At 52.4% G+C, this 26,425-nt stretch carries 29 protein-coding genes and 1 pseudogene; 29 read left to right on the top strand and 1 reads right to left on the bottom strand.

The annotated features are described in order from the left end of the window. Positions 1–203: 203 nt before the first annotated feature. The 14 genes and pseudogenes from HJY11_RS03680 to cpaB all read left to right on the top strand — a co-directional run. Positions 204–950, top strand: a pseudogene (locus HJY11_RS03680) (SPL family radical SAM protein); the annotation flags it as partial. Between the two features lie 150 nt (positions 951–1,100). Then, a complete protein-coding gene (locus tag HJY11_RS03675) occupies positions 1,101–1,628 on the top strand; it encodes a DUF5697 family protein (RefSeq protein WP_208074662.1) in 528 nt (175 codons plus the stop codon). Then, positions 1,629–2,291 (top strand): DUF6100 family protein, encoded by a 663-nt coding sequence (locus HJY11_RS03670; protein WP_208074661.1) that lies wholly within the window; start codon positions 1,629–1,631, stop codon positions 2,289–2,291. It begins immediately after the preceding gene. 285 nt (positions 2,292–2,576) lie between these two features. After that, a complete protein-coding gene (locus HJY11_RS03665) occupies positions 2,577–3,563 on the top strand; it encodes a hypothetical protein (RefSeq protein WP_256174561.1) in 987 nt (328 codons plus the stop codon). Positions 3,564–3,580: 17 nt separating this feature from the next. Next, positions 3,581–5,497: a VirD4-like conjugal transfer protein, CD1115 family gene (locus HJY11_RS03660; protein ID WP_208074767.1), complete on the top strand. Its 1,917-nt coding sequence runs from the start codon at positions 3,581–3,583 to the stop codon at positions 5,495–5,497. Positions 5,498–5,521: 24 nt separating this feature from the next. Beyond that, positions 5,522–7,117 carry a S1 RNA-binding domain-containing protein gene (locus HJY11_RS03655; protein WP_208074660.1) on the top strand — a complete coding sequence of 532 codons (1,596 nt, stop codon included), beginning with the start codon at positions 5,522–5,524 and terminating at the stop codon, positions 7,115–7,117. A 189-nt stretch (positions 7,118–7,306) separates the two neighbouring features. After that, entirely contained in the window at positions 7,307–7,927 is a 621-nt protein-coding gene (locus tag HJY11_RS03650) for a DUF6088 family protein (protein WP_208074659.1), read from the top strand. Further along, positions 7,920–8,921, top strand: a complete 1,002-nt coding sequence (locus tag HJY11_RS03645) for a nucleotidyl transferase AbiEii/AbiGii toxin family protein (protein WP_208074658.1) — start codon at positions 7,920–7,922, stop codon at positions 8,919–8,921. The genes HJY11_RS03650 and HJY11_RS03645 overlap by 8 nt, the downstream gene beginning before the upstream one ends. A 204-nt stretch (positions 8,922–9,125) precedes the next feature. Beyond that, positions 9,126–9,590: a DUF4320 family protein gene (locus tag HJY11_RS03640; protein WP_110503329.1), complete on the top strand. Its 465-nt coding sequence runs from the start codon at positions 9,126–9,128 to the stop codon at positions 9,588–9,590. Between the two features lie 8 nt (positions 9,591–9,598). Then, entirely contained in the window at positions 9,599–10,099 is a 501-nt protein-coding gene (locus HJY11_RS03635) for a hypothetical protein (protein ID WP_009258053.1), read from the top strand. Between the two features lie 72 nt (positions 10,100–10,171). Further along, the gene (locus HJY11_RS03630) at positions 10,172–10,741 is read left to right on the top strand and encodes a DUF6550 family protein (protein WP_208074657.1); all 570 of its coding nucleotides are present in this window, start codon (positions 10,172–10,174) and stop codon (positions 10,739–10,741) included. 80 nt (positions 10,742–10,821) lie between these two features. Then, on the top strand, positions 10,822–12,519 hold the full coding sequence (locus HJY11_RS03625) for a hypothetical protein (RefSeq protein ID WP_208074766.1): 1,698 nt from the start codon (positions 10,822–10,824) through the stop codon (positions 12,517–12,519). Further along, complete coding sequence (locus tag HJY11_RS03620; RefSeq protein ID WP_243764150.1) at positions 12,494–12,988, top strand: prepilin peptidase; 495 nt, start codon at positions 12,494–12,496, stop codon at positions 12,986–12,988. Before HJY11_RS03625 ends, HJY11_RS03620 begins: the two co-directional genes overlap by 26 nt. Before the next feature lie 15 nt (positions 12,989–13,003). Next, a complete protein-coding gene (gene cpaB / locus HJY11_RS03615; RefSeq protein ID WP_208074655.1) occupies positions 13,004–13,849 on the top strand; it encodes a Flp pilus assembly protein CpaB in 846 nt (281 codons plus the stop codon). 38 nt (positions 13,850–13,887) lie between these two features. On the opposite strand, the gene HJY11_RS03610 is transcribed toward cpaB, so the two are convergent. After that, positions 13,888–15,315: an ATP-binding protein gene (locus HJY11_RS03610; RefSeq protein WP_024729870.1), complete on the bottom strand. Its 1,428-nt coding sequence runs from the start codon at positions 15,313–15,315 to the stop codon at positions 13,888–13,890. A gap of 111 nt (positions 15,316–15,426) precedes the next feature. Between HJY11_RS03610 and HJY11_RS03605 the strand changes: the two genes are divergently transcribed. From HJY11_RS03605 to HJY11_RS03535, 15 genes are all read left to right on the top strand, one after another. Further along, positions 15,427–16,233: a hypothetical protein gene (locus HJY11_RS03605; RefSeq protein WP_208074654.1), complete on the top strand. Its 807-nt coding sequence runs from the start codon at positions 15,427–15,429 to the stop codon at positions 16,231–16,233. After that, positions 16,226–17,656, top strand: a complete 1,431-nt coding sequence (locus HJY11_RS03600) for an ATPase, T2SS/T4P/T4SS family (RefSeq protein ID WP_071698948.1) — start codon at positions 16,226–16,228, stop codon at positions 17,654–17,656. Before HJY11_RS03605 ends, HJY11_RS03600 begins: the two co-directional genes overlap by 8 nt. After that, positions 17,605–18,537 (top strand): type II secretion system F family protein, encoded by a 933-nt coding sequence (locus tag HJY11_RS03595; RefSeq protein WP_024729867.1) that lies wholly within the window; start codon positions 17,605–17,607, stop codon positions 18,535–18,537. Before HJY11_RS03600 ends, HJY11_RS03595 begins: the two co-directional genes overlap by 52 nt. Beyond that, on the top strand, positions 18,534–19,412 hold the full coding sequence (locus tag HJY11_RS03590) for a hypothetical protein (RefSeq protein ID WP_208074653.1): 879 nt from the start codon (positions 18,534–18,536) through the stop codon (positions 19,410–19,412). Before HJY11_RS03595 ends, HJY11_RS03590 begins: the two co-directional genes overlap by 4 nt. 330 nt (positions 19,413–19,742) lie before the next feature. After that, entirely contained in the window at positions 19,743–19,889 is a 147-nt protein-coding gene (locus HJY11_RS03585; protein ID WP_208074652.1) for a hypothetical protein, read from the top strand. 64 nt (positions 19,890–19,953) lie between these two features. Next, the gene (locus HJY11_RS03580; protein WP_009258044.1) at positions 19,954–20,175 is read left to right on the top strand and encodes a DUF6133 family protein; all 222 of its coding nucleotides are present in this window, start codon (positions 19,954–19,956) and stop codon (positions 20,173–20,175) included. An 86-nt stretch (positions 20,176–20,261) separates the two neighbouring features. Beyond that, positions 20,262–20,600, top strand: coding sequence for a hypothetical protein (locus HJY11_RS03575; RefSeq protein WP_243764149.1), 339 nt, complete (start codon positions 20,262–20,264; stop codon positions 20,598–20,600). Positions 20,601–20,668: 68 nt separating this feature from the next. Beyond that, on the top strand, positions 20,669–21,085 hold the full coding sequence (locus tag HJY11_RS03570; RefSeq protein WP_009258042.1) for a zinc-finger-containing protein: 417 nt from the start codon (positions 20,669–20,671) through the stop codon (positions 21,083–21,085). 14 nt (positions 21,086–21,099) lie between these two features. Then, a complete protein-coding gene (locus HJY11_RS03565; RefSeq protein ID WP_195328132.1) occupies positions 21,100–21,675 on the top strand; it encodes a sigma-70 family RNA polymerase sigma factor in 576 nt (191 codons plus the stop codon). A gap of 62 nt (positions 21,676–21,737) precedes the next feature. Beyond that, positions 21,738–22,439, top strand: a complete 702-nt coding sequence (locus HJY11_RS03560) for a hypothetical protein (RefSeq protein WP_024729863.1) — start codon at positions 21,738–21,740, stop codon at positions 22,437–22,439. Beyond that, positions 22,436–22,924, top strand: a complete 489-nt coding sequence (locus HJY11_RS03555) for a hypothetical protein (RefSeq protein WP_208074651.1) — start codon at positions 22,436–22,438, stop codon at positions 22,922–22,924. Before HJY11_RS03560 ends, HJY11_RS03555 begins: the two co-directional genes overlap by 4 nt. 168 nt (positions 22,925–23,092) lie before the next feature. After that, positions 23,093–23,698 (top strand): hypothetical protein, encoded by a 606-nt coding sequence (locus HJY11_RS03550; RefSeq protein WP_208074650.1) that lies wholly within the window; start codon positions 23,093–23,095, stop codon positions 23,696–23,698. 274 nt (positions 23,699–23,972) lie between these two features. Then, a complete protein-coding gene (locus HJY11_RS03545) occupies positions 23,973–24,380 on the top strand; it encodes a single-stranded DNA-binding protein (RefSeq protein WP_195456964.1) in 408 nt (135 codons plus the stop codon). A 109-nt stretch (positions 24,381–24,489) separates the two neighbouring features. Then, positions 24,490–25,305 carry a hypothetical protein gene (locus HJY11_RS03540; RefSeq protein ID WP_024729860.1) on the top strand — a complete coding sequence of 272 codons (816 nt, stop codon included), beginning with the start codon at positions 24,490–24,492 and terminating at the stop codon, positions 25,303–25,305. 32 nt (positions 25,306–25,337) lie between these two features. Further along, on the top strand, positions 25,338–26,411 hold the full coding sequence (locus HJY11_RS03535; RefSeq protein WP_009258035.1) for a DUF932 domain-containing protein: 1,074 nt from the start codon (positions 25,338–25,340) through the stop codon (positions 26,409–26,411). Positions 26,412–26,425: the final 14 nt, after the last annotated feature.

Raw genomic sequence — 26,425 nt, 5'->3', positions numbered from 1 at the left:
ACAGACGGCGGGGCAGTACCGTCCTCCGCAACCATTTAGAATTTTATATGAGGTGAGTCCAATGTATCCGACAATAAAGTAATCAAACAAAGAATTGAGAGGTGATATAAAGCGAGTTTAAGAGTTTCTTTAAGCAAGTTGGAGGCAATGAAGGCGACAAATGCAAATATAACACCCGTTTAGATACTTACGGCTGCGGCTGTCAACACAACTGTAACTACTGCTATGCCCGTTCATTGCTTCATTTTCGTGGATTATGGGATGCGGCGCATCCTCGTGTTGCGGACATTGAAAAGGTCCGGCGGAAAATCCGCAGTCTCCCATCCGGCAGCATCATCAGGCTTGGAGGCATGACAGACTGTTTTCAGCCCTGTGAACTCCAGTACCGCACTACCTACCAGGCCATCCAGGAGATGAACCTGTGCAGGGTAAGCTATCTCATCGTCACGAAGTCTGCACTTCCCGCTGCCCCGGAATATTTAGAGATCTTGGACAAGGAACTGGCCCATATTCAAATTACCGTGACCTGCCTAGACGATGCACAAACCGCCCAATTTGAAAAGGCCAGTCCTCCCAGCCAGCGTATCCGCGCAATTCAGGCTCTGCAAGCGGAAGGGTATGATGTAGCAATCCGATTAAGCCCCATCGTTGAGGAATACATGGATTTCGACAAGCTGAATGATTTGGGAATTGAGCGGTGTGTGGTTGAATTTCTGCGCGTCAATTCGTGGATTAAGCAGTGGTTTCGGGGTGTTGATTTCTCTAAATATACCGTGCGGCAAGGAGGCTACTATCATCTTCCTTTGAAAGAAAAGCAGCGGATCGTAGAAAAGATACATATCCCACAGAAGACAATCTGTGAAGATGTAACGGAACACTATCAATTCTGGAGGGATTTTGTAAATCCCAATAAAGAGGATTGCTGTAATCTTCGGAAAACGCATCATTGACAGTTTCAATACGCCTATAAGACGCCTTTTTTCCTATTGTTCTCGAAAAACGCCGGATTGACGCTCAAATGGCGTCTTTCCGCAATTTCTATTTTAACAATGCGCTTTGAATGCGTCTGATTGACGCCTTTGATAAAGGAGGTGAGCCCCATGAAGACCAGGGCTGAAATCTATGGAAACGAGGCTGCGGACTTGTTGCGGATCGTGACGATGTACCCCGGCCTCTGTGAACACCAGCTTCTTTGTTTTCACCCTGGCAAAGAAGATACTGCAAAGGCCCTGCTCTCTCATTTGGAGAGGCAGGGCCGCATTTTTCAAACAGACGGCGGTGGTTATTTCCTGGCAGGGCAAGCACCAAAAACTGACCATGCGCTTGTCCGGGCAGTGTGGGTCCTGCTGGACTTCATCCGACGGGTAGATTACCACGCTCCGGCTGATTTTCCCGTTAAACTCGTGTTTTTTGCCGACGGTGAATTATATGAAATCGCTTATATTGCCGCCGGACAAGAGGCGCTTGTCTGCCATGCTCTGCGGGGCAACAAAGGGGGATGCCGCCGTATTATGCTGGTCGATGCTCCGGCGCAAATCGCCCAAATCGACTGTCCGGGCATATCCGGATTTTGTACTGTAGACGAGGAAGGCCGGACAAATTATTTCAAGAAAGCAGGAGGCACATGATTGGATCGAAAACTAATATCCCACCGCATTGGAAGCATTCTCGACGATATATCCCGTCTGAGTAATGCGCTGTACGCGCTGGACACCACCGACATCCAGCGTTACCCCGACAACTATGAAACGCTTTCCATAGATGCCGCTTTACGGGCAGAGCGGATTGCCTGCCGGCTGCGGCATCTGATTTATTCCAGTACAACCATCCGCAAAGGTGACTATCTCAAATCCGCCGGTGCAACGCACGGCATCACTGTCAACTGCGAGAACAGGGTGCTGGAGGTGACGCTGCCCTGTTTGCTGCCAAAGCGCAAACAGCGGCAAAGCGATGAGTTCCTGTTGGACCCGCTCTATTTTGTCCTTGATCAATACGCCAGAGAACACCCACTTCCGTATTACCGCGATTGCGTTGTCTGCTTCGCCCAGGTCTATGACCGGGCACTTCCCGACAGGAGGATACGCGATTACGATAATTTGTCGGAAAAGCAATTACTGGATCTTCTCTCTTCCTTTGTGATGGCTGATGATACCGGCCTGTTGTGCGACGCCTATAACACGGCTGAACTGGGCGACCAGGATTGCACAAAAATCTATATCATGGAGAAGCAGCGTTTTCCGCAATGGCTGACAGAGCATAAAACGAGTCTAAAATCCATCTCGGATTTTTGACCATTTTGGGCCTTCTCCGGCCCGACATTCAGTGAAGCGGCTGAAACGCCCGATTTTCCGGGCTTTTTCCCCTCATGGGGAGGCCCATTTTTACCGAAGTCCTCAGTCATTACGGTAAAAATCCTGTGCTTTCAAGGGAGGTGACTACTTGGGAAAAGCACCAACTATTTTCCACAGCCGGATACGCTTCCGTTCCGGCTTTTATCGCTGACCGCTATTTCGGGAGAGTTCCCCACCAGCCAGCTCAACCGCCTTCCCGCCAGTCCTTACTACTTGGAGGCGGTCGTGACTGCGCTCAAAAAGGCCGGACTGCTGCGCACCTACTACCGGGACCGGCTCCGGGGCTATCGGCTGGGGATCAAAGCCAAGTCAGCTCTGCTGGACGGATGGCCCGAGCGTTTTACATTCTGCCTTACAGGAGACGCAGAAACCAACCGGCTCAAAAGCGAAGCAAACCGGAGGTTTCGGCTCCACCGCCTCGCGGAAACCTATATCACTATAGGCAATGCCGGGGTACTGCTCTACCCGGATGAAAAGCCGAAGGTCTTTGCCCAGACCGGTTTTGGCGGCGAAGCTGTAACATATCCTGTGTTTTACAGTTCACGCGAAGTCAAGGAATTGGGGGCTGATGCCACCCAGATTCGAAGCTCCCGCTTCGCAGGGGTGCTGCTGGCCCCCACCGGCATCTTTGTGACCTACAATAGCGGGGGCGCTCTGATGAAGTGGCGCTACAAATCCGAACTGCGGGTAAAAACGCTCCTCTGGAACATTCTATGCCAGCAGCGTCTGGCCCAGCAGTACCGTGTCGAGCAGGTACATGGACTGGTATTGGGGGACAGCATGGATCTGGCCTACCAGATACTCACCAGTACCGGCGGGGCCAAGCATGACTACTTCATGCTGGACGGCAGCTACGACCACTTTTATTTCCTAACCAATGACCATCAGGGAGAGGTGATACTGGCGTTACTGTGTGACCCTGTGAAAACCGCGGAACTTGACCGCATTCTGTCACAGGGCCTCTCCGCCGGCAATCCCGGCAGTGCCATGGAGCAGGATGCCGCAGAGCCGGATGGAACGCCGGTGCTGTTCGGTTACTTCTGCGATCTGCCCCGGATCGTGCGCTTTAACACCTCCCTCGAACTGATGGAACGCCCCGGTACACTGATCTGCTTTGATTTTCAAGCAGATGTGCTGCGCCGCTACTGCGGTGACCGGGTACACCTGCAAACCATTGACTTTACAAAATTCGAGGGGAGGTTGTTCCCATAAACAAAAAGAAACTGATCATAGGCCTGGCAGCAGCACCGGCCGCCGCATTTGCGATTCTATACGCAGGCGGTTTCCTGGCGCAGCTGTTTGGCAATTATGCAGTATGGAAACAGGGTGGCGGCATCCCCGGAGACGGAACTTCTCCGGCGATGGCATCACCCGATTTTTTTACCTGTCTGGCCTCCGTATTTCGTCCGCCCTACGGAGTGTACGGTGTCCTGATCTGCATCGGCCTGTTGGCAGTCCTGCTGCTCATGGTCATGCGCATGGGCTACAGCGATACCGGCGAATATGATACTGACCGGAATTTCATTTACTCGGCCAAGGGCACCTACGGTACCTCCGGCTGGATGAGCCGCAAGGAAATGGCTGGTGTGTTGGATCTGGTGCCTGACCTGCGCAAGCATAAAGGCGTTGTACTGGGAATGCTGGACAACAAGGCTGTCTGTATTCCCGAAAATCCCCATATCAACGGCAATCTGGCTGTGTATGGCTCCAGCGGCAGCATGAAAACCCGGTCCTTTTGCATGAATCGTATCCTTCAGGCGGCGGTCCGCGGAGAATCCCTGATTATTTCAGATCCGAAAAGTGAGCTCTACGAAAAATCCAGCGAGTATCTGCGGGATCAGGGGTACTGTGTCAAGGTGTTCAATTTGGTCAATCCGGAAAACTCGGACAGTTGGAACTGCCTTTCCGAAGTGGAGGGGCAGGAACTGATGGCGCAGCTTTTTGTAGATGTCATCATTAAGAACACCATCAACAACGGCAAGGGCGACCATTTCTGGGATTCCTGCGAGATGAACTTGCTGAAAGCCCTCGTCCTCTATGTGGACCAGAGTTATGCAGAGCAAAACCGCAATATCGGAGAGGTGTACCGGCTGCTGACTTTAAGCGGCGAGTCCGATTTGGACAGCCTGTTTGAGAACTTGCCGCCCACCCATCCGGCCAAAGCGCCATACAGCTTGTATAAGCAGGCCAGCGATACAGTCCGCAGCGGCGTCATCATCGGCCTCGGCTCCCGTCTGCAGGTGTTCCAGTCGGAGCTGATTAAGAAGATCACCACCCGGGATGAAATTGACTTGGATCTGCCCGGCCAGGAGCGGTGCGCCTACTTCCTTGTTACCAGCGACCAGGACAGCACCTTTGACTTTCTGGCAAGCCTGTTCCTGTCCTTCTGCTTCATCAAGCTGGTGCGGTATGCAGACAAGAACTGCGAAGGAGGCAAGCTGCCGGTGCCGGTGCATGTCCTGGGTGAAGAATTAACAGCCTGCGGCACCATTCCAGACCTCTCCCGCCGGTTAAGCGTCATTCGTTCAAGAAATATCTCTATGAGCTGTGTGTTTCAGAACTTGGCGGGCTTGCAGAATCGGTATCCTCTCAATCTCTGGCAGGAAATTCTGGGCAACTGCGACGCGCAGTTGTTTCTGGGCTGCACGGATGAATTGACGGCGGAGTTTATTTCTTCCCGCACGGGACTGGCTTCTGTGTCGGTATCCAGCAAATCCAAGCAGCTGGGTACCTGGCGTATCTCCAACTACACGCCGGAATACCGGGAAACCTCTGGTGTCGGCAAGCGTCCTGTCCTCACCCCGGACGAAGTTCTGCGGCTGCCTATCAAGCAGGCGCTGGTCATCATCCGGGGGCAAAAAGTTCTCAAGGTAGACAAAATGGACTATTCCAAACATCCGGAGGCATCCAAGCTCCGTTCCTGCAAGGCATCCGCCCACATCCCCGAATGGCGCAGGCTGGAACAGGAGCAACCGAAACCCTCTGCGGCACAGCCAAAGCCGCAGGCCCCCGCGCCTAAAAAGCCAGTGAAGAAAAAGCCGAAAGCGGCCAGCACATCTACCGGCACCAAGCAGACCGCAGCCGTTCCAACCGCAGAGGCTCCGAATGGCATCATCACGACAGATAAGGACTCGATCCTTTCTTAATACAAAACATAGGAGGTTAATTTTATGGCAACCAAGAAAAAAGTATTGCTGGAGCAGGAAACTCCTGTTCCTGAAAACACCGCCCCCGCGGACGGTACCATTTCTTCCGCTGGCCCCCCGGCTGATGCGGCGGCGCCGCCTGACAGTGACGATTTGAGTGCGCTGCTGGCCTCTATGGATCAGACCAATGACAGCGCCTCTACGGATCAATCTGATGGCGACGCCACTTTGGAAGGCTCTGACCCTCCCCTTGAGTTTATGGAAACGGAGGCGTCTGATGAAGCTGCCCCCGAGGGTGACGGCACGGCCTCTGGCGCCCCTTCCGATTCGGATGAGCCTGCCGGATCGGCGGCCGGTGAGGATGGCGACGGTGAGGAAGAGACTCCTTCCAATTTGTCTGCTGAAGGTGCAGATGGCATCCCGGCGGAGACGGTTTCCGAAACTGCTGGGGAGCCGGCTCCCCCCAAGCCCAAGCGGGCACCCCGGCGGAAAAAGGCGGCACCTGTGGAAGATCCCGTACATGGCGAGAATGAGGACTCTGCGGAGGCTCCGGCTGCTGAAGAGCAGGCTGTGGAATCTTCCGCCTCTGTTGAGAATACGGCGCCGCCTGATGAGGGAGAAACACCCATTTCAGAGGATACCGCTCCCCAAGAGGAGGCGCCGGTAGATACTGCGTCTGCTCTGCGCCGGACCGCCGTAACACACCGCAGTGACGCCTCTATCCTGACCATCCGCAGTCGTGAAGAGGTGGAAACACAGGAAGACCGCGAGGATGTCATTTGGCACGAGATCCACAACGCCTACCGCACCCGCCGCATCCTCACAGGGCAGCTGGGCGGCATTGAGCAGCTGGACAACCGCAAAACTGTGGCCGTAGTGGATTACAAGGGCTTCCGCATCATTATCCCCATCAAGGAGATGATGATCAATCTGGGCCGCAGCCCTTCCGGCCAGGAGTATGCCGACCTGATGCTGCGTCAAAACAAGATTTTAGGGAATATGCTGGGGGCGGACATTGACTTTGTGGTGCGCGGCATCGACTCCAAGACCCGCAGCGTTGTCGCAAGCCGCCGTGAGGCTATGATGCGGAAGCGTCAGACCTTTTATTTCGATTTGGACGCCGAGGGGAAGTACCGCATCTACGAGGGGCGTATTGTTCAGGCCCGGGTCATCGCTGTTGCGGAGAAGGTCATCCGCGTCGAGGTATTCGGCGTTGAAACCTCAATTCTGGCCCGTGATTTGGCTTGGGACTGGATCGGCGATGCCCACGAGCGTTTCTCCGTGGGCGATGAAGTGCTGGTCCGCATTCTCAATGTGCGGCGCAACAGCCTTGAAGACCTCGGAATCCGTGCCGACATCAAGAGCACATCTGAAAACACCGACCGGGACAATCTCCAGAAGTGCCGAATCCAGGGCAAGTATGCCGGAAAAGTGACCGATGTGCATAAGGGCGTGGTCTATGTCCGGCTTGCCAATGGCGTCAATGCGGTGGCTCATTCCTGCTATGACTACCGGATGCCCGGAAAGAAGGATGATGTATCCTTTGCCGTCACCCATTTGGATGTGGAGCGCGGTATCGCTCTTGGAATTATCACCCGTATCATCCGGCAGAACCTGTAACCCGAAAACCGCCTGGGAAGTATCAAATAGCTGCTTCTCAGGCGGTTGTTTTTATTGCGATGTCATCCGGTTTCGATGCTGAAAAATCAGTATAAATTTTTTGGCTATGGCAATCCTAATTACGAAATGCTCATTGCATTTTTGTAACCAATTATATATAATATTGGTTACAGAAAGGAGGCCAAGCATATGAGCAACAGTTACATGGAAAAAATCCGTGAACGAATTATGCAGGCTCCGGATGGCAGCGTATTTGTCAATTCAGATTTTGCTGATATTACAGACACCAACACAATCAAGCAAATTATTAGCCGTCTAATCAAAGAAGGAACTTTACGCCGCATTATCCGTGGTGTATTTGAAAAGCCCAAATACAGTAAACTCTTGCAGGAATATGTTGCTGCTGACCCAAATGAGATTGCCAATGCTCTTGCAAGGTGTTATCACTGGACCATAGCGCCTTGTGGGGATACTGCTCTGAATAAGTTGGGATTGTCCACACAGGTTACTGCTGTGTGGTCGTATATCAGTGATGGCCCCTACAAAACATATGAATGGGATAAGACAAAAATCGAATTTAAGCATCGGACTAATAAAGAAATAACGGGCTTATCTCCTACAACAATTTTAGTAATTCAGGCTCTAAAAACTCTTGGCAAAGAAAACACTGATTCAAAGGTCATACGGATCCTCTCTCACCGGCTGAACACCGAGGAAAAAGCGGCATTACTTCGAGAGGGCTCTGAAGCAACAGACTGGGTTTATAATGTGATAAGGGAAATTTGCAAAGGAGAAAAAGAGAATGATTGAAATCGCCAAACTGTCTGCTGATGATCGGCGGGAATTATTTCATAATACGGCTGCTAAAATAGGGCTAAACGATGCAATTATCGAAAAGGATTTTTGGGTGTGTTTGACGCTGGACTATCTATTTCATCGCTCCCCGTGGAAAGAAGCAGTCACTTTCAAAGGGGGCACCAGCCTGTCAAAAGGATACCATCTGATTAGTCGTTTTTCTGAGGACATTGATTTGATTTTGGACTGGCGTGTACTGGGGTATCGCATAGATGAACCCTGGGAGAAACGCTCTAACACCAAACAGGATGCGTTCAATAAAGAGGCAAATCGCAGGGCAGAAATTTTTCTGTCGGAAGATTTTTGCCCACGGATGCAAAAGGATCTTTCTGTCGAATTGGGGACTTCGGCCAACCTTTACATAGATGAAGAAGATCCTCAAACGGTTATCTTTGCTTATCCAAATCTGTTTACAGATACCTCCACGCTACAGGTCATCCGCTTGGAAATCGGTGCGCTGGCTGCATGGACGCCAGCCGATATGGTAGATATCACACCTTATACTGCAGAGCAGTATCCCCAGTTATTCAAGCAGAGAACTGTATCAGTTCTGACCGTAGCTCCAGAGCGGACCTTTTGGGAAAAGGCCACCATCCTACATCATGAAGCAAACCGACCTGAACATCTGTTGATGCCTCAACGGTATTCCCGACATTATTATGATTTGTACTGTATGGCGATCAGTCCCGTGAAGGAGAAAGCATTTGTTCATCTGGATCTTCTGCAAAAGGTAGTCAATTTCAAAATGAAATTCTACCCACGGGCATGGGCAAAATATCCAGAAGCTGTCCCTGCCACCTTGAAACTGCTCCCTCCTTCATATCGACTCGATGCCCTTTGGACGGACTATACCGCCATGCAAAATATGCTTTATGGAGAAATCCCATCCTTTGAAAAGATTATGAGTGTCATCAGTGACCTGGAGAACGAGATACACGCACTGCAATGAAGCCTTGCTTTGCGTAACATATTTTAATTCAGAAGATTTCGTCCTAAATTCAGTTGAACACAAGATTGGCACAGAATTGTCCTTACATTGGCACAGCCTTGCCCTTGAGCCGTAAATCCATATCTGTTATACTTGGTACAGTCAAAAATTTGTAATGCAGCCGCTCCGGCCGGGAGCGGCTGTTTTTATTTCTGAGTAAAGGTGGTGGTTTTTATCCATAGCATACTGCAAAAGCTCCGCAGTGCATTAAAAAATGAGCGGGGCGAGGCCAACTACTTTTCCACGGTGGTGTTTATCTTCATTGCCGTTGTTTTGCTGGCCTTTATCATCGACCTGTTCGGCATTATCTCTACAAAACAGGAGCTTGACCATGCAGCCGATCAGATGGTCAAGCAGATCCAGTTGTCCGGCGGCATCAACAGCGAGACGGATGCTCTCTTTGATTTCCTCTGTTCGGAGATCGAGGGGGCCGACAATATCACCTATTCGATTGACGCCACATATAAATCTCCCACACCTTCCGGGATGTCCCGGGCCATCCAGTTGGGAACGCCCTTCTATATTACCATTGAGGGGGATGCCAAGCTGGGCGGCTTCTGGAATCTGGATCTGGTCAACATCACGGTGGTGGCCCGCGGCTCCGGCGTCAGCGAACATTACTGGAAGTGAGGTGGCCTATGAAGCGTTTATTCTCACAGCTGCACCGGCCGCTCCGCAACGAGCGGGGGGAGATCACCTTCTTCGCCTGCTTCTTTGTGGTTGGAGTTGTCATGCTCATTTCTTTCCTGCTACTGTATGCCTCGGTGAGAATTACTTGCATCAACATCCGCAACGGGGCTAAAATGGAGCTGAACAATCTGAGCGCCACCATCTACGCAGATACTTACCGCTCCCAGAGGGAAACCAATTTTGAAGAGTATTTACGCACCCTCTACTCCAGCCGGGACTACACAGAAATGCTGGAGGCCACAGTTGCCGGCGGCCTTGCTGAAAAGGTCCCTCTCTCTACCGATGACTACACGGTTTCCGACATCAGCCTTGAATTCAATGTGGTGGGCGACCGTGTGGAGTACATCTTTTACTGTGATGTTGACTTCTATGTGCGGATGTTTGGACACAGTTACCCCACCATTACCCAGCGGGTAGAACTGACCGGCTACCACAACACCAAATTTTAGCCGTGCTGTTGAAAATTCAGCCAGAACTACAGTATAGGCTTTATATAACAGCAAAAAAGGAGTGTATCACACATGAAGAAGTTTTTCCAATCCAAAGGCTTTATCGTTACTTCGCTGGCCGTCCTCTGTGTTGCCATCCTGGGCGTCTGCTGGTTTGCCAGCCGGGATCGCACAGAAGACTTCAAGCCGGAAGAATCCCCGCCCAGCAGCACGACCAGCGATTGGTCGGATGGCGGCACACAGACAGACGGTGAGAGCGGCGCCGGAGCCTATGCGCCCGGCCAGTCCTCCAGTCCTGAAGAGGATTACCCCAAGGTGACCTCCGAAACTGAGGATGAAGTCGTGATCGACTTCACGGACACGGAGAAACCGGAAACAACGCCTCCGCCCGCGCCAGAAGGGAAAACCGAGCGGGAAGACCCCGGTGAAGATCATCCGGTCAATCCTGACCCGGAAGTGCCCAAGGTCACCACTCCCCCTGCGGAAAAGGAGCCGGCCAATAACGAGCCGGCCCCCGGAGCCAGCAATGGCAACGGCGCTGTGTATGATCCAGTGTTTGGGTGGGTAGTTCCCGGCGATGTTCAACAGTCTGTCGGTGATAGCGATGGAGACATCAACAAGCAGGTTGGCAATATGGGCTGACCAATCTACAACTGAATATACCCCTGATTGGCCGTCACAGAATTGTGGCGGCCTTTCTATTTTAAGAAGAACGGAGTGTGATGTATTTGAAGCGACTTCTCGCCCTCCTGTGCAGCCTTGCCCTGGTATTTTGTTTGCTCCCTTCCACCGCGTTTGCGGAGGGCGGTAACGGAAATATTGACGGCGGTGGCGGCAGCATGGGCCAAGGCACATCCTCTAATTTCTGGAATCCTGGAAATGATGGTGTGCGGATCACCGTTGTGGATGCCGATAGCGGTACAGCAATATCTTCCCCCGTAGACTTCTCCAACCGGGTACAAAAAAACAGCGTCCTGCACTTTGGGAAAGTCAACAAGTTACAGTATCTGGGCGGCACCGCACTCTCCCTCCAGTCTGGCGTGGCATACTCCTGCATCAAGCCAGCACAGTCTATGCCCACCATCGTCAGCAGCAAGGGACAGAGCAATATTGAGGCCATCAAGCGATATTTTTGTTCGGAGTATGCCTGCCAGATGGTTGCCCAAGCGGCCGGTGTGGACTATGAGCGGATGATTGCCGGCGACTATAAGCTGCTGATCGAGCCCATTGCATACTTTACGCATAACGGCCAGTATTACTGTATGACCGCTACAGAGGCGGCGCTGTATGACCAAAAATCCGGCGGGGCGCTTCGGAAAACCATGACTTCCCTCACCCACAAGAATCTGCCTCTGTCGATGTTTTTGGAATTTAGCGACCTCGGCCTGCCCGCATGGACAGGCAGCACCACAAGCAAGCAGAGCAACGCTGACATCATCAGCAGTCTGGGCGTCGGCATCGTCTGGTTCGATGAGCGCCCGCCCGAAGGGGAAATTGAAGCGCCCGATGTAGAGTATCGGGTAGATACGGATGTGATCACATCCGTTACTCTGCGGACGGATACGGATTTAACACCGGACAATCCGGCCTCGGTGACCTTCCATATTCTCGGCACCACCTACCGGGTCAATGATATAGTCATCCCGGCGGGCGACAGCCAGGTGGTCTGGGTCAAATGGCACACGCCCTCCACTCCACAGTCGGTAACCATCACGGTTTCCGTCAGCGGGGCCTATACCGCACAAGATACCTTTGTTGCGGAGATCGTGGACTTGAACGAACATATCCCTCCAGATCCGACAGCAACGGATACCAACCCCGGCTACACCGCGCCCTCACTCCCCAATGAGCCGCAGAAGCTCACTGCCAACTGGGGTGTATGGAGCTGCTACTGGGTACCGGTTTGGGTTTGGTGTGACCACGATGACTGGGGGCACTGGGTCGATGAAGGCTATTGGGAGTACGAGTACACTGGCTATTCTGCCTCCATCAGCGGTGTGATGTCCCTGATGCCGGATGATATTGTGCCCACGGCCTCCGGGAAGTCAATGAAAAGCGGGTATGGCGTCAAGCAGGATGTGACAGCCACCCTTTCCACCGACGCGCCCACCAGCCACATCACCCATCCACAGACGGCATTTTCCGTGTTTCCCGAGTTCCAGTACGAAACATACTTACGCCTTCTGCAGCGGGTGTCCAGCGGCCGGAGTGCCAAATTCACCTTCCAGCCCAATGAGTTCTCTACCTACAACCGGACTGTGCATTTCAGTCCGCTATGGTTCCCGGATTCCACAGACTACACCGTGTTTACACAGGTGTGGGACACCTGGACCCCTGATGGAATGTTAAGCATCAACCTGAACGACTATGTTTCAATCGACGGGAGCCTTTATGATGATTGGTACACCAACCGCGAGTAGCCTGTGGCCGGCATACCTGCTCACCGTTTTCTCTGTTGTGGCTGGTTTTGCTGTTTACGATATTCTATATAGGCGGGTGCCGGATCGGGCGCTCGCCTTTTTTATGCCCTTCGCCGCTCTGGCTCCGCTGCTCAAGGTCTGCCTTGCCGGGGACGGTGGGCAGCTCTGGCCTGCCGTTGCCGAGGCTTTGGCGGGGGCGTTGCTTGGCTTTTGCATCCCTCTGGCTGCTGCCATGGCAACGGGTGGAACTGGGCTTGGGGGAGGCGACATTAAATTCTGTGGGATACTTGGGCTGATTTACGGTCCTTCCGGGATGGCTCTGGTTTTCTTTGTGGCCGCAGTCTTTGCCATGCCGATGGCCCTTCTGTTCCGAAGGCTTTCCCGGCTCCGCCAGCCCATCGCCATTCCGTTCTTACCTTTTCTTGCCTGCGGCTGCTCGATTGCAACGCTGGCTGAACTATTTTTATGACAGGAGAATGTGCTTATGAAACTCAACAACCGATTTATTTTCGGTATTTTGTCTCTGGTATTGGCAGCGGTCATCGCTTTTGTGGCGCTGCCCACCATTGCCCGGCAGACCAACGGGAAAACGGAAATTGTCCGTATCACCCAGCCCGTGCTCAAAGGCGAGCAGGTCACAAAAGAAAACGCTGAGGTTGTGGAGGTAGGCGGCTACAACCTTCCCGCCAATGTGGCTCACAGTCTTGATGATGTGGAGGGCCTGTATGTGACGGCGGATCTGGCTGCGGGCGATTATATTCTCACCAGTAAGGTGAGCAGCGTCCCAGTTTCCTCCGATGTGGCGCTCAACGACATCCCCTCTGGTAAGGTTGCTATCTCCCTGACCGTAAAAACGCTGGCCTCCGGACTGTCGGATAAGCTCCAGCCCAATGATATTGTCCGCATCTATCACTTCCTGGAGACTGCGGAAGAAGTACCCGAACTGCGTTTTGTCAAGGTCCTTTCCGTCACGGATTCTGATGGCATCAATGTGGACAATACCAAGGAGCCCACAGAAGATGAAGAGCCGCAGCAGTCTGCTACCATCACAGTGCTGGCAAGCCCGGAGCAGGCCCGCATCATCACTGAGCTGGAGAACGACGGCGTAGCTCATGTGGCCCTGATCTCCCGCAACAATGACCAGCTGGCTGAAGAACTGCTGGCCGAACAGGACAAGACGCTCCAGGAAATTTACTTCCCGGAAACGCTGGTGGAGGAAAACGCTGATGCGCAAAGCAGCGAGCCTGCCGCCGAGGGAGACGCCGAAAACACCGAAGGGGGCGAGCCTGAAACCGTCTCCCCTGAAAGCGGCCAGGAGGATAGCAAATAACCAGGGCGGTGAATCGCTTCACCGCCCTGGTTTTACCATCAGGTATTTGTTTGGATGAGTTTGTCCTCGTTGATCAGGAACAGGCTGGGATTCTGTCCGGCCATATCAAGCAGCCGTGGAGTAAAGCCGCTCTTGGAAAACACCCCGTAGAGGAACTGATAGCCTTTGAATGCTGATTGGATTTCTGCGGACACCTGCACTTTGTCCCGCAGGGCAAAGAAAACCGGCGCATCCACTGGCTTGACATGGAACTTGCATTCGCCGGCAAAGACCTGATGATTCTGGTGGTCTACCGCCATTACATCGATTTCGGTATCGCTGTCAAGGTCATTCAGCCAATAGGCCCCTATACGGGATGGCGTAAATGGAATTTCCCTGTTTCTGCACAAGTCCGCAAAAACGGCCCTGCAGACATCCTCATAAGCAAAGGCTACAAACTTTTGTTCAAAATCTTTTTCGATCTCGTCCATGACGAGCCGGGAGTTATCCAATTCCAGTTCTCCCTTATACGGGTAGACATACCGGAACCAGAAGCGCACAAAGTTATCTTGTATGAAGTAAAGCCCTTTGCGGGACTTCTCTGGATTTTTCTCCGTCACAGGCGTGTCCTTGACGATAAAGCCCAAATCGCTGAGGGTAGAGAGATAAGGCGTCAGGCCGGAAGTCTCGATCCCCATAGCGCCGGCGATTTTACCCAGCTTATGATTGCCCTCCGCTATCACTCGGATAATGGAAAAATAGTTTACGGCCGAGGTCACTTCATCTTTCAGCAGGAAATTGGGCTCCTCATATAAAAAGCCGTTTTTCGAGAGGATAACAGATTCCACTTGCTGCAGCAAATCGTCCCGCTCATTAAAGAACTCCAGATACTTGGGTACTCCGCCTGTGATTGAGTATTGCTTCACCGCATCTTCAAACGAAAGGCTCTGTGCCGCATACACATCCGGGAATGGCAGCGGAGCAAGGCGGATCTGCGCGGTCCGGCGCCCATACAGCGGGCTGTCATATGAGAGGGCATACTTTTGCATCATTCCGATCAGTGAGCCACAGAGGATCAACATCACATTACTGTCCTTGAGGATCTCGTCCCATGCGTTTTGGAGAATGGAGGGGAACGCCGGATTCGATTTGACCAGATACGGGAACTCATCGATCACGAGCACTTTTTTCTCCTCCGGACGGTATTCCGAAATCACACGGAACAAATCCAGCCAATCGGAAAATGCGACTCTCTGCAGCATAGGATTTTTCGTGATCCGTGCGGCAACACTGGCAAGCCGCTTCATGCTCTGGGATTCTACTTCCTCTGTTGCGAGAAAGTAAAAAGCGAGCTTGTCTTTGATGAACTCTTTGATAAGCGTCGTTTTTCCCACGCGCCGTCTGCCATAGATAACAACAAAGCCGCCGTCTGTTTGATACGCGGTTTCAAGGGATTCCAACTCCCTGCGTCTGCCGATAAATTTCATACTGCCGCCTCCTTTATCATAATCTATCTTATGATAATTTGATTTATATTATACAACTAACAATGAAAAAGTCAAGGGGTATCCCACCTCTTTTGAAAGGAGCCTTCGACTATGGGAAAAGTTATTACTGTCTGGGGCAGCCCAGGGAGCGGAAAAAGTATGTTTTCCTGCATTCTGGCAAAAGCCCTGACCCGCGACAAGCGGAAAGCGATCATCATCAATGCGGAAATCAGTGTCCCCATGCTCCCTGTCTGGCTGCCGGAGCAGATCATTCAGACCAACGCCTCCGTAGGGCAGGTACTGAGCAGCGTGGAGATCGACACCTCTTTGGTGGCAGGCCATGTTACCGTGCTCAAAAGTTACCCCTTCATTGGCGTGATGGGCTATGCTGCCGGTGAAAATCCGTTGAGTTACCCGGAAGTCAAGTATGCCATGGTACTCCAACTGGTCAATGCCGCCGCAAGGCTTGTGGATTTCGTCATTCTGGACTGCAGTTCCAATATGACGAATGTGTTCACGCCTGCCGCCATTGAGTCAGGGGATCTGGTCATTCGCATCCTGACGCCTGATCTCAAGGGCGTTAATTACTTAAAGGCCCATCAGCCCCTGTTGGGAGACGGACGCTTCCACTACGATCAGCACATGACCTTTGCCGGCATGGCCCGCCCCTTCCACGCGCTGGATGAGATGGGCCATATCATTGGCGGATGGGACGGCCTTCTGCCCTATGGCAAGGAGATTGACCGCTGCGCCACCGAAGGCGGGATGTTCCAGGCCATCAAATACTGCAATCCCAAATACACAGCTTCGCTCAACAAAGTTTTGGATGCGCTGGAGCAGATGGAGCTGGCTGACCATGCCGCAGAGGATGGTGGGAACGAAACCGAGCATTTTGAGGAGGAAACTGCCGATGAATAATCTCAATGACATTTTCTTCGCTCCTGCGGCCAATCAGGACCTTACCTATGAACAGATTCTGGAAGATGTACAGCGGTATTTTGCGGAAAACCACGCCGCCACGATTGCAGAGGCCGGCGATGGAAATACCGACCGCGCCTCCTCCCTTTTGAAAGAACTGATGGTGCAGTACATCGTCAAGCGAAAATACGCTATCGAGGGGCTGACCACGGAGGAGCTGTGCGAGAAGCTCTATGAGGACATGGCCGGGTACTCTTTCCTGAAAAAGTGGATTTACAAGCCTGGTATTGAGGAGGTCAACATCAATGCTTACAACGACATTGAGGTGATTGAAGCCGGCGGGCGCAGCGTTAAGATCCCGGACAAGTTTTCCTCCCCACAGCACGCCATTGATGTGGTCCGGCGTATGCTCAACGCCTGCGGCATGGTCATAGATGATACCATGCCCAGCGTGATCGGTTTTCTGGATAAGAATGTGCGTATCTCCGTGGATAAGACACCGATTGTTGACCCGGAGGTGGGGATCAACGCCTCCATCCGTATCGTGAATCAGCAAACGGTTTCCGCACAGAAGCTGCTGGACTCCGGCAGCGCAACCGCGGAAATGCTCCATTTTCTGACCGCCTGCATCCGCTATGGCGTATCCGTCTGCATTGCCGGGGCCACCGGCTCCGGCAAAACTACCATCATGGCATGGCTGTTGTCCCAGGTCCCTGACAACCGCCGCCTCATCACGATTGAGGAAGGCAGCCGCGAATTTGATCTGGTCAAGCGGGACGAAAATGGAAACATTCTGAATTCCGTAGTCCATCTGCTCACCCGGCCCAGTGAAAATCCATCCTTGAACATCAACCAGGACTTCCTGCTGGAGCGGGTCCTTCGCAAGCACCCGGATGTGATCGGCGTCGGTGAAATGCGGTCTGCGGCAGAAAGCCTGTCCGCTGCTGAAAGCTCCCGTACCGGCCATACCGTCTGCACCACAATCCACTCTAACAGTTGCGCCTCCACTTACCGGCGCATGATGACGCTGGCAAAGCGAAAGTATATGATGGGCGATGATGTTTTGATGCAGATCATGGTCGAAGCCTATCCAATCATCGTGTTCACAAAGCAGTTGGAAGACCGGAGCCGTAAAATCATGGAGATCATCGAGGGGGAAGGCTGTGAGGGCGAACGGCTGATTTACCGCACCCTCTACTCTTATAATGTGCTGGACAATACTGTTGATGCAGATGGACGGCCTCTTGTGGTCGGCCGCCACAAAAAAGTTTCCGAGATGTCCAGCTCATTGCAGAAGCGTCTCCTGGACAATGGGATTTCCCATAAGGAGCTGGATGAATTTCTTGAGCACGACAAGGAGGTGTTGAACGGATGCCGTGGGTTTACATCATATGCTTCGCCCTCATCGCCGCTGGACTCCTAACGCTGTTTGGTGTGCGGCCGGGCGATTTCATTGATGCGCTTTTCCGGTCACAGCGCAAGTCGGCCACACTGACCGATGAATTGAATGTTCTGATGGGCACTCCGGCCAAGGGCTTCTTTAATCAGGACTTTGAATTAAAGCAAATCCTCAAAGGCACCGGGCGGGCTGACCGGTATGAAGCAGTCAAACGGCTGTCTCTGATCCTGTTCGCGGTGGGCGGTGCCCTGGCGCTGCTGATTGGCAATGTGTACATGGTCCCGATTTTAGGGATCGGATTTTCACTCGCTCCTATTTGGTATCTGCGCAGCACCGCAGCCAGTTATAAAAAGCATTTGAATGAAGAACTGGAAACGGCCATCTCCATCATCACCACTTCCTACCTGCGCACGGAGGACCTGATTCGGGCAGTCAAGGAAAACCTGCCCTACATCAATGAGCCGGTGAAGGCCAATTTTGAGGCATTTGTCTATGAGGCAGAGTTGATCAACGCAAATACTACGAGTGCCATCAATTCGCTCAAAATGAAGATTCCAAACCGTGTTTTCCATGAGTGGGCTAACATCCTCATTCAGTGCCAGTCTGACCGGGCCATGAAAAATACGCTGCCTACCATCGCCCAGAAGTTTTCTGATGTTCGTGTGGTGCAGTCGGAGCTGGAGGCTATGATGCAGGGGCCGCGCCGGGAGGCAATCACAATGATGTTCCTCGTGATTGCCAATGTACCGCTGCTTTATTTCCTGAATGAAGATTGGTTTCACACGCTGCTCTTCACCACGCCGGGCAAAATCGCTTTGGCAATCTGCGCAGCCATTATCCTGTTTGCCCTGACCCAGATCATGAAACTGAGCAGGCCCATTGAATATGGAGGTGACAGCGCATGACACTTTTAGCTCTCACAGCAGTGATTTGTTTCGGTTTTGCCGTCTACAACCTGACTTGCGCCTTTGCAGACATTCCCACGAAGCGTACCTCCCGTATGATGCTTCTGGCCCGCAAGCAGCAGGGCGTAAAGGCCGAGAAACTGCTGGATGTCTATCTCACCAAAATCGCCAGCCTGATCGCCCCGTACCTGAAGCTGGATAAGCTCAAGCGGAATAAACTGCAGCGGGCGCTGGACATTGCCGGCATGGAGCTGACACCGGAAGTCTACACCGCCCGGGCCTGGGTCACAGCCGGGGCAGTCGGCCTCAGTTCTCTGCTGATGGCGTTTCTGATACCGCTTATGGTGCCTGTTCTGATTGGTCTGGCCGTGGCGCTGTGGTTTTCAACCTACTACAAGGTTTTTGACTTTGTGAAAAAGCGGCGCAAGCTCATTGAGAATGAGATCCCGCGCTTTGCCCTTACCATCGGGCAGAATTTGGAAAACGACCGGGATGTGCTGAAGATCCTTACTTCCTACCGGCGGGTGGCAGGCAAGGACTTCGGCGCGGAGCTGGACCAGACGATTGCCGATATGAAGACCGGCAACTATGAAAACGCCCTCATCCATTTTGAAACCCGCATCGGCAGCCCCATGCTGTCCGATGTGATCCGGGGACTGATTGGCGTATTGCGAGGCGACGATCAGAGGATGTACTTTAAAATGATCTGTTTTGACATGAGACAGATTGAGCAGAACAACTTAAAAAAGGAAGCGGCCAAACGCCCCAAGAAAATCCAGCGTTACTCCATGATGATGCTCATCTGCATCATGATCATCTACCTGGTGGTCCTCTGTACCGAGGTTATGGGCTCCTTGGGCGCTTTCTTTGGATAATCGGACTGCGAATGGAACGGCCCCCACATCTGGATGTGAGGGCCGTTTCCTATAAGAGCTCTATGGTTTTCTCTGCAAGATACAGCGGAAGATTCGTGATAAATGATGATGCACATTCGAGGCGTCCACATTTTTCTCTGTTTTGCAATTCATTTTTTCACATTTTTCTGAATGTATGAAGCAGAAAAAACACATTTTTCTACCTCTTGCAGTGTAAAGGAGGTAAGTGCTTGTTCTATAGCGGATTTTTGCAGCGGTAGTCAGCTGCCGTCATTTATTTCTGGGCCAGCCTGTCATATACAGGCCGGCCCTTGTTTTAAGGAGACTTTTATGCCTAAGAAAAAATTTTTCCCGTCTGGCGGCGCACGGGAAGAAAAGCGCCGTTTCCGCTGGCTTCTGTATCAAAAGCCGAAAGCCTATCCCAGCCGGCCCATTTCCAATAAAAAGGACATGCTCAAACCGATTCGTCGTTCTTGAGCGGTGAGCAGTCTTTTTATAAAACCATCAACATCAAAACAATAAAATTTCAGGAGGTCTTACCATGAGAAACTTTACCACCCGTATCCAGAACAAGGCGAATGCACTGGCCCTTCGTGCCCGTATGGCGCTTTCCAACCAGCGCGGTGATTTTTACATTTCGGACGCTGTTAAGATCATCATCGCCGTGGTGCTGGGCGCCCTTCTTCTGGCGGCCCTGACCCTCATTTTCAACGACACGGTGATTCCGCGTATCACCAGCGAGATCGAGGGCCTGTTTGGCTAAAATCACCGGCGGGGATCGGTCTGTGGACTTCCACAGCCGGTCCCCGCTTTTTTAGTTTTTGAAATATAGGATAACGGAGGTACAGGATGAACATTTCCTGCAAAATTTATTCTTTCCTGCGGGCTGTTCGCGGCAACTGGCGCAACGCTATCTTTGTAAGCTGCGATTGCGGCCACTGCATGTGCGGCCGGACAACGCCCTGTTCCGGTTTTCTTCTGGCTGTGGATGAGTGCGGACAGGTTATGCTGCTTTCTGCCGAGGACATCCAAAGACTATCCGGAGAAACTGTAGATTCGTCTGAGTGCATTGCCATTTTGTCCCGGCGCGCCTTTGACGCCGCCTTTTCCAAGTACATCGAATGGCACACACCGGAGCCTTCCGCCTGTGCGCTCAGACAACTTTCTCTGGACCCGGGCTGCAATTAACACTGTTTTTTCACACTGAAAGACGCCTTTGCGCCGTCATCTATACGCATTTGGAGGTGATGATTTTTATGACGAAGCAAAAACATATCCAATGCCCTTATTGCCATGCTAACGCCTCTCTTCGCCCCGCCAGCACAGTCTATGGCTGTAACCGCCGTTCCCAGGGCAAATATATCTATCTCTGTGATCGCTGGCCGGCTTGTGATGCCTATGTGAGTGCCCATGACCGGACACACCGGCCTATGGGGACTCTGGCAAATGGGGATCTCCGGCACAAACGAATCCTGGCTCACCGGGCGCTGGAGCATCTGCAGCAGAGCCGGCACATGGAAAAATGGGAGGTCTACATCTGGCTCCAGGCCAAACTGGGACTAAATGACCAGCAGGCACATATTGGCATGTTTTCTGACGGGATGTGCGATGAGGTAATTCGCCTCTGTTACAAAGCCGCTGCTCCTTTGGGCAATCTGCATTCGGCCGCTTAAAGGGGGGTGAAACGATGACCAGTTTAACAGAACAGCAGCAGGAACTTGTTGCCCGGAATCTTTTTATCGTACATTGGGTCATTTGTGACTACATCCATGTTAATCCGACTATTTGCGGTATGGAATATGGAGACCTGTTCCAAGAGGGGTGCCTTTGGCTCTGTAAAGCCGCGTCTACTTATAAGAATGACGGACGGGCCCAGTTTTCTACCTACGCCAAAACGGTCGTTAAAAACGGGCTTCTGTCCTATTGCCGGGCGATCTGCAACAGGAAGAAAAAATTCAGCAGGCTTATTATTGGAGAACATGGAGAACTGGCTGCAGACGGAGAGGCCCTGGAGTCCCGGCCCGACGCCTTTGACACCCAAGTATCTCTGATAGAAACTCTGTCATTGCTGGATGCCTGTAAAAAAGATTACGATGGTGTAACCCGGCTTGGCATTGAGGCGCTTGCCCTCAAACTTCAAGGGATGCGGGTCACAGACATCGCGGAGCTTTATCAGGTGCCGCCCTCCCATGTGGGGGCATGGATCTCGCGTTCCACCGCAAAACTGCGCAGAGACTCCAAGTTCCTGAAAAGCCTGCTCTGAATTTGTTGAAAACCGCGGCCTTTCCGCAGTAAAGGATATATAAAAGAAGGAGGTACTGATGAATGGAACAGAAAACCCTATATACTGCAATCGGCCGTCTGGACCGGGAAACGAATGGCTGTGGCCGGTCCTGCCCGGTCATCCGCCTGAGCGGGCAAACTTACATGGTGGATATGCAGGAAATGGTCGTTTGGACCGCCCTAAACTGGCGAATTTCTAAACGAGAGGATATTTCCCTCCAGTGTGACAAGCTGGTGTCCTCTCTGGGAGATTGTATTTCCCGCTCTTGGGATGCCTGCGTAAATCGGCTGCTCACCCGAGGTCTGCTGGTATCTGGCTGCGGTGAAACGGAATACGATGCCCTGTATGATTTGTTGAGTTCTCTCGGCATTATTCCAGCCAGCGGATCAATGCTGATGAGGAGCATCTCATTTGTCAAACTGGTGGCAGGCCGCCGAGTCCCTATTCAACAGGCGCTAAAATTATTCCAAAAAGACCGGCGTACCGACTATGAGACCCGTGTTATGAGGCTGGCCCAGCAAGCTCTGCTGTCCACCGCTGAGATCATCAAGTGTGTAGAGCAGGATGTTGCCTATCTTCCCAATGAGCAGTTCTTGATGGAGGCCGTGTACGGTGACGACGAAACCACCTGCTATAATATCGCCGGCATAATGAAAAACAGCCGGAGCAGTCAGGCAGTAACGCTGGCCGTTGCCAACCTCTACCTGCGCCAGCAAATCATTTTTGAGAGGATTACCACATGAAGAATCAATGGAACCAATTCCCGTTCGTGCTGCGGCGAAAGATTTTGTTGACCTTTTTGGCTGGGCTCGCAAGCATTGCCCTCAGCCTAATCATCTTCATTATTACCACAGACCATATCCTGCTGGTACTGGGCAGCATAATCTTTCTTGCCTCTCTGGTACTGGTTAGGAGCTTATGGAGCACCATCGTCCGGGGCCAGTATGAGATCGTAGAAGGCGTCTGCTCCAGCGTTATCTCTCCTGTGATAAGGCGGTATCGCAAAATCCAACTGATAGATGGACAAGGCGCGGAGCGCACTTTACTGTTAAGTAAGTCCGCCAAGTTTCAGATTGGCGCCCGGTATCGTTTCTACTTTCAAACCGGCAGCCGCCCTGTGGTCGGGAATGACTATTTGGACGCGGCTCTCTCCACCAACAGCTTCCTGGGATATGAGGCCCTTGGTGAGCCGGCTGTCTCAGAGGAACAGGCTAAGGAGAACGGCTAAACCTACGGCAAAATAGGAAAGAGATACGGTGCAGGCTCCACAACCACAGCATCGTATCTCTTTTTCTTACTCTTCTATCCGCTATTTTTACAAAGTCTGATTTTGCTGCAGAAAAACGGAGGATTTTCCCTATTTAATAGGTAGAATCTAAAAAGGAGGTCTACCCCCATGTACAAGCCACACACGATTGAGCAATACAAAATCCAACAGTTTCTGGATCATACCTTTGCTATGGAGCACTTTCTGGTCTCTCCATTATCCCGCTCCGCACTCATGCTGGAGGACAGATGCGGTGAGCGGATTGCCTTTTCCTTCTCAGACAACGAAGTGCGTGAAATCCCGATCCCTTCTGCGCCATCCCCGGACAAGGTGAAATTGTTCATCCGCAGCTTTCGGGCGCTTGGAGCTAAACCGCATCTGCGCACCTTTGAAGATGTTACCCGCTGGTGGCTGAATCACCCAAATCCGCTGACCTACCAACAGGCTCTCGGCCTGCCGGATGAACTTTACCGCCGTTTTCTTTCCTCCACCCCGATTGAAGACGAAGACGCCCAGCGTCTGGCCGCATCAGGGCTTGTTTCGGAAGATGCTTACCAGGACATTCAGCTCTGGTATCTCAACGGCAACACTGCTAACTGCTGGCTCGGCCCCCTCGGTATAGATGGAACAGGCAATCTCTATGCGCTGACCTTCAACTATGGTACACCCCGGGCCAAGGAACTGAAATTCTACCTGTTGGATGATTACTACCGCCACATGAACCACATATTGTAACTCGCCGGGCCAAAATATCTATATATAGTATTATATCACTTGACAAATACAAGATATGGTGTTAAACTTAATTTGTAATTGATTTTTGTGCGTTCCCCATGTGGGATACAGATGAAACATCTGTACCGCAAGGCCAAAAGCCCTGCATTGCACACGCAGTTAAGTTTGTATGCTGTATCAAGTGTCAGTGGTATTGCCACGCCCTTTTCGGGTTGGTATCCGCTGGCACTTTTTATATATAGATAGTAACGCCGATGGCGAAGAAAGGAGTGTTATGGCACAAATCTATGTATTTGGCCGAGTCATGCACGAGCTTACTCCCAAAGAGAGCCAGTCAAAGCAGCCGTATGTTTGTTTTGATTTGATGGAACGCTCCGGAGGTGAACATCCGAACTTCTATCAAGTATGGGCCCGCGGCGACCAGGCTGCCCGGCTCACACGGCTCAAGGTCAAAAAGGGAAGCATGATCTGGCTCACTGGATCGCAGAAACTGGTGGATGTACGGCAAAAGGACGGGGCCACAGTCAAAAAGTTGAAAGTATGGCTGACGGACTTTGGCTTTCTTCCTGGGCAATCTTCCAGAGCAAAAGCGGAACATGAGCAGCATGACTCTGACGCAGCGGCAACCGCTCCAGCCCCCTCCGAGGTAATGGACGGCGACCGCGAATCCCTGCCGGAATAAAATCCGGCACTGCAAGAGGGACCGTATCAAGTTTTCAGAATGAACTGAAGCTTGGTGCGGTCCCTTTTTTTGTTTTCAAGCAAAACTTAAAAGGAAGGACGGTAACAACATGAGTAACGACAAAGGACTTTTGAGCGGCAGCATCACAATCCTGATCGGTGCTGTCATCGCCATCATGGCTTTGGTACGCGGACCCTGGCAAGCGTGGCTTCTGATAGGGGTATTTACCCTCTGGGGGCTTTGGGTCGTGCTGATCCTCCTGCTCCCCTATATGCAGCAGGCCAGGCGCCGCCGTCAGCGTCAGCAGAGGGAGCGCCAGCTCCATGCCGAGGGTATCGCGCAGAACACCTTTACGGTGCCGGAGCTTGAAGGGCCTGTACCAGACGATTTGCTGCTCCGCTATGCCAACCACCGGATTTTGACTTATCTGCGTTCATCTTTTCCCAATGCCTGCTTTGAGTGGTGTGAAAAGAGGCCAGCGGACTTGATCCGTAGCAACGGCACAGGGCGTATCCGCCTTTACAATGTGGAGGCGTTCGACCATGCGGACATCACCTTCGGTAAGGACGCAACCATTCGCTGTGACCTGCTCAAGATCGTACCGCTGTCTAAAGCGGGGACGGAACAGGGGGAACAGGCAGACATCCCGCCCAACAAGCAGCCCATCGACCCGCGTATCTGGTACGAGAATAACGGGCGCACAGTCATGGAGACGCTGATTGCCGACCTGAACTCACGCGGCCACAGCAAACTCACACTGAAAGAAAACGGGGACATCTGCATCCAGCAGGGTGAAGAGCTTGTCCCACAGGAACATCTTTCCAACTTTCCGGCAAAGGTCTACTGGCCTCGTCTGGTGGAAGTGTTTGAGAGCAACGGTCTGGCTGCTGAAACAACAGCGCAGGGCATCCAGGTCTCCTGGTGACCGCCATCGTCATAAGAAGGGAGTGAAATAACATGAAATCAGGGATCAGTCTTGTGGAAATGGCACAGGAAATCCAGCGGCAGAACGATTTGAAGGCCGATTATATGCTGGACACCCGGAGTCTCCGGTTGGAGCCTTTTGGTGGCGGGCTATATCTCAACGCTTACGACCAATCCGGTGATTATGCCGTGGAGCCGCTGGAGGTCAACGCCATCGCACACAGGCAGATCGGAACGCACCTCAAGATCCCGGCAGCCTATTATGACAAGATGCTGGAGGAATACCCCGAGCTGCTGGCGCAGAATGTGAATGCCTGGTTCCAGCGGGAGCCGGCTGTGCGTATGGTTCGCACCATAGACGGCACAGCGCGGGCGTTTCTCAGCAACCGCTACCGGCGTATCGACAACCTCGATATTGCCGGGATTGTCCTTCCAGTCCTGCAGGAGATGGAAGGGATGCACTTCGAGAGCTGCCAGCTTACCGACAGCCGTATGTACATCAAGGTTGTCAACACCCGTTTGGAGGCAGAGGTCGTACCCGGTGACATCGTGCAGTCCGGTATTATTATCAGCAACAGCGAGGTAGGCCTGGGCTCGGTGAGCATCCAGCCGCTGGTCTATCGTCTGGTGTGCAGCAACGGTATGGTGGTAAACGACGCCCAGACGCGCCGCAACCATGTAGGCCGTGTCAATGAGGCTTCGGAGAACTACCAGCTGTATTCGGAAAAGACGCTGGAGGCCGATGACAAAGCCTTCGCCATGAAGATCCAGGACACGGTGCGGGCCGTAGTAGACGAGGTGCGCTTTACCCGTGTGGTCAACATGATGCGGGAAGCCAAGGACGCCCCCATGAATACTGCCGCTGTCCCTGGCATTGTGAAGCTCGTAAGCAAGGATTTTCACATCACGGACGATGAAAGCTCCGGTGTGCTGCAGCGGTTGATTGAAGGCAACGATCTGACCTTATATGGTCTGTCCAACGCCGTAACGCGCCACAGCCAGGATGTTAAGGACTATGACCGGGCAACCGCGCTGGAAGGCATCGGCTACAACATTCTCTCCATGCCGGCACGGCAGTGGAGCCGAATTAACCAGATGGCCGCTTAAATGGCTGCCATCCA

The organism is Bittarella massiliensis (ex Durand et al. 2017), assembly GCF_017566145.1.
Lineage (GTDB): Bacteria > Bacillota > Clostridia > Oscillospirales > Ruminococcaceae > Bittarella > Bittarella massiliensis_A.
The sequence above is the reverse complement of the archived record's forward strand: the minus strand, read 5'-3'. Positions and strand labels throughout refer to the sequence as shown.

Excerpts from the sequence above, each read along its gene's own strand:
- HJY11_RS03620 (WP_243764150.1), top strand. The coding sequence starts at position 12,494 with ATGATTGGTACACCAACCGCGAGTAGCCTGTGGCCGGCATACCTGCTC.
- HJY11_RS03635 (WP_009258053.1), top strand. The coding sequence starts at position 9,599 with ATGAAGCGTTTATTCTCACAGCTGCACCGGCCGCTCCGCAACGAGCGG.
- HJY11_RS03585 (WP_208074652.1), top strand. The coding sequence starts at position 19,743 with ATGCCTAAGAAAAAATTTTTCCCGTCTGGCGGCGCACGGGAAGAAAAG.
- HJY11_RS03580 (WP_009258044.1), top strand. The coding sequence starts at position 19,954 with ATGAGAAACTTTACCACCCGTATCCAGAACAAGGCGAATGCACTGGCC.
- HJY11_RS03650 (WP_208074659.1), top strand. The coding sequence starts at position 7,307 with ATGAGCAACAGTTACATGGAAAAAATCCGTGAACGAATTATGCAGGCT.
- HJY11_RS03595 (WP_024729867.1), top strand. The coding sequence starts at position 17,605 with ATGCCGTGGGTTTACATCATATGCTTCGCCCTCATCGCCGCTGGACTC.
- HJY11_RS03550 (WP_208074650.1), top strand. The coding sequence starts at position 23,093 with ATGTACAAGCCACACACGATTGAGCAATACAAAATCCAACAGTTTCTG.
- HJY11_RS03655 (WP_208074660.1), top strand. The coding sequence starts at position 5,522 with ATGGCAACCAAGAAAAAAGTATTGCTGGAGCAGGAAACTCCTGTTCCT.
- HJY11_RS03555 (WP_208074651.1), top strand. The coding sequence starts at position 22,436 with ATGAAGAATCAATGGAACCAATTCCCGTTCGTGCTGCGGCGAAAGATT.
- HJY11_RS03645 (WP_208074658.1), top strand. The coding sequence starts at position 7,920 with ATGATTGAAATCGCCAAACTGTCTGCTGATGATCGGCGGGAATTATTT.
- HJY11_RS03605 (WP_208074654.1), top strand. The coding sequence starts at position 15,427 with ATGGGAAAAGTTATTACTGTCTGGGGCAGCCCAGGGAGCGGAAAAAGT.
- HJY11_RS03545 (WP_195456964.1), top strand. The coding sequence starts at position 23,973 with ATGGCACAAATCTATGTATTTGGCCGAGTCATGCACGAGCTTACTCCC.
- HJY11_RS03675 (WP_208074662.1), top strand. The coding sequence starts at position 1,101 with ATGAAGACCAGGGCTGAAATCTATGGAAACGAGGCTGCGGACTTGTTG.
- HJY11_RS03575 (WP_243764149.1), top strand. The coding sequence starts at position 20,262 with ATGAACATTTCCTGCAAAATTTATTCTTTCCTGCGGGCTGTTCGCGGC.
- HJY11_RS03565 (WP_195328132.1), top strand. The coding sequence starts at position 21,100 with ATGACCAGTTTAACAGAACAGCAGCAGGAACTTGTTGCCCGGAATCTT.
- HJY11_RS03560 (WP_024729863.1), top strand. The coding sequence starts at position 21,738 with ATGGAACAGAAAACCCTATATACTGCAATCGGCCGTCTGGACCGGGAA.
- HJY11_RS03540 (WP_024729860.1), top strand. The coding sequence starts at position 24,490 with ATGAGTAACGACAAAGGACTTTTGAGCGGCAGCATCACAATCCTGATC.
- HJY11_RS03625 (WP_208074766.1), top strand. The coding sequence starts at position 10,822 with ATGTATTTGAAGCGACTTCTCGCCCTCCTGTGCAGCCTTGCCCTGGTA.
- HJY11_RS03630 (WP_208074657.1), top strand. The coding sequence starts at position 10,172 with ATGAAGAAGTTTTTCCAATCCAAAGGCTTTATCGTTACTTCGCTGGCC.
- HJY11_RS03535 (WP_009258035.1), top strand. The coding sequence starts at position 25,338 with ATGAAATCAGGGATCAGTCTTGTGGAAATGGCACAGGAAATCCAGCGG.
- cpaB (WP_208074655.1), top strand. The coding sequence starts at position 13,004 with ATGAAACTCAACAACCGATTTATTTTCGGTATTTTGTCTCTGGTATTG.
- HJY11_RS03570 (WP_009258042.1), top strand. The coding sequence starts at position 20,669 with ATGACGAAGCAAAAACATATCCAATGCCCTTATTGCCATGCTAACGCC.
- HJY11_RS03600 (WP_071698948.1), top strand. The coding sequence starts at position 16,226 with ATGAATAATCTCAATGACATTTTCTTCGCTCCTGCGGCCAATCAGGAC.
- HJY11_RS03610 (WP_024729870.1), bottom strand. The coding sequence starts at position 15,315 with ATGAAATTTATCGGCAGACGCAGGGAGTTGGAATCCCTTGAAACCGCG.
- HJY11_RS03590 (WP_208074653.1), top strand. The coding sequence starts at position 18,534 with ATGACACTTTTAGCTCTCACAGCAGTGATTTGTTTCGGTTTTGCCGTC.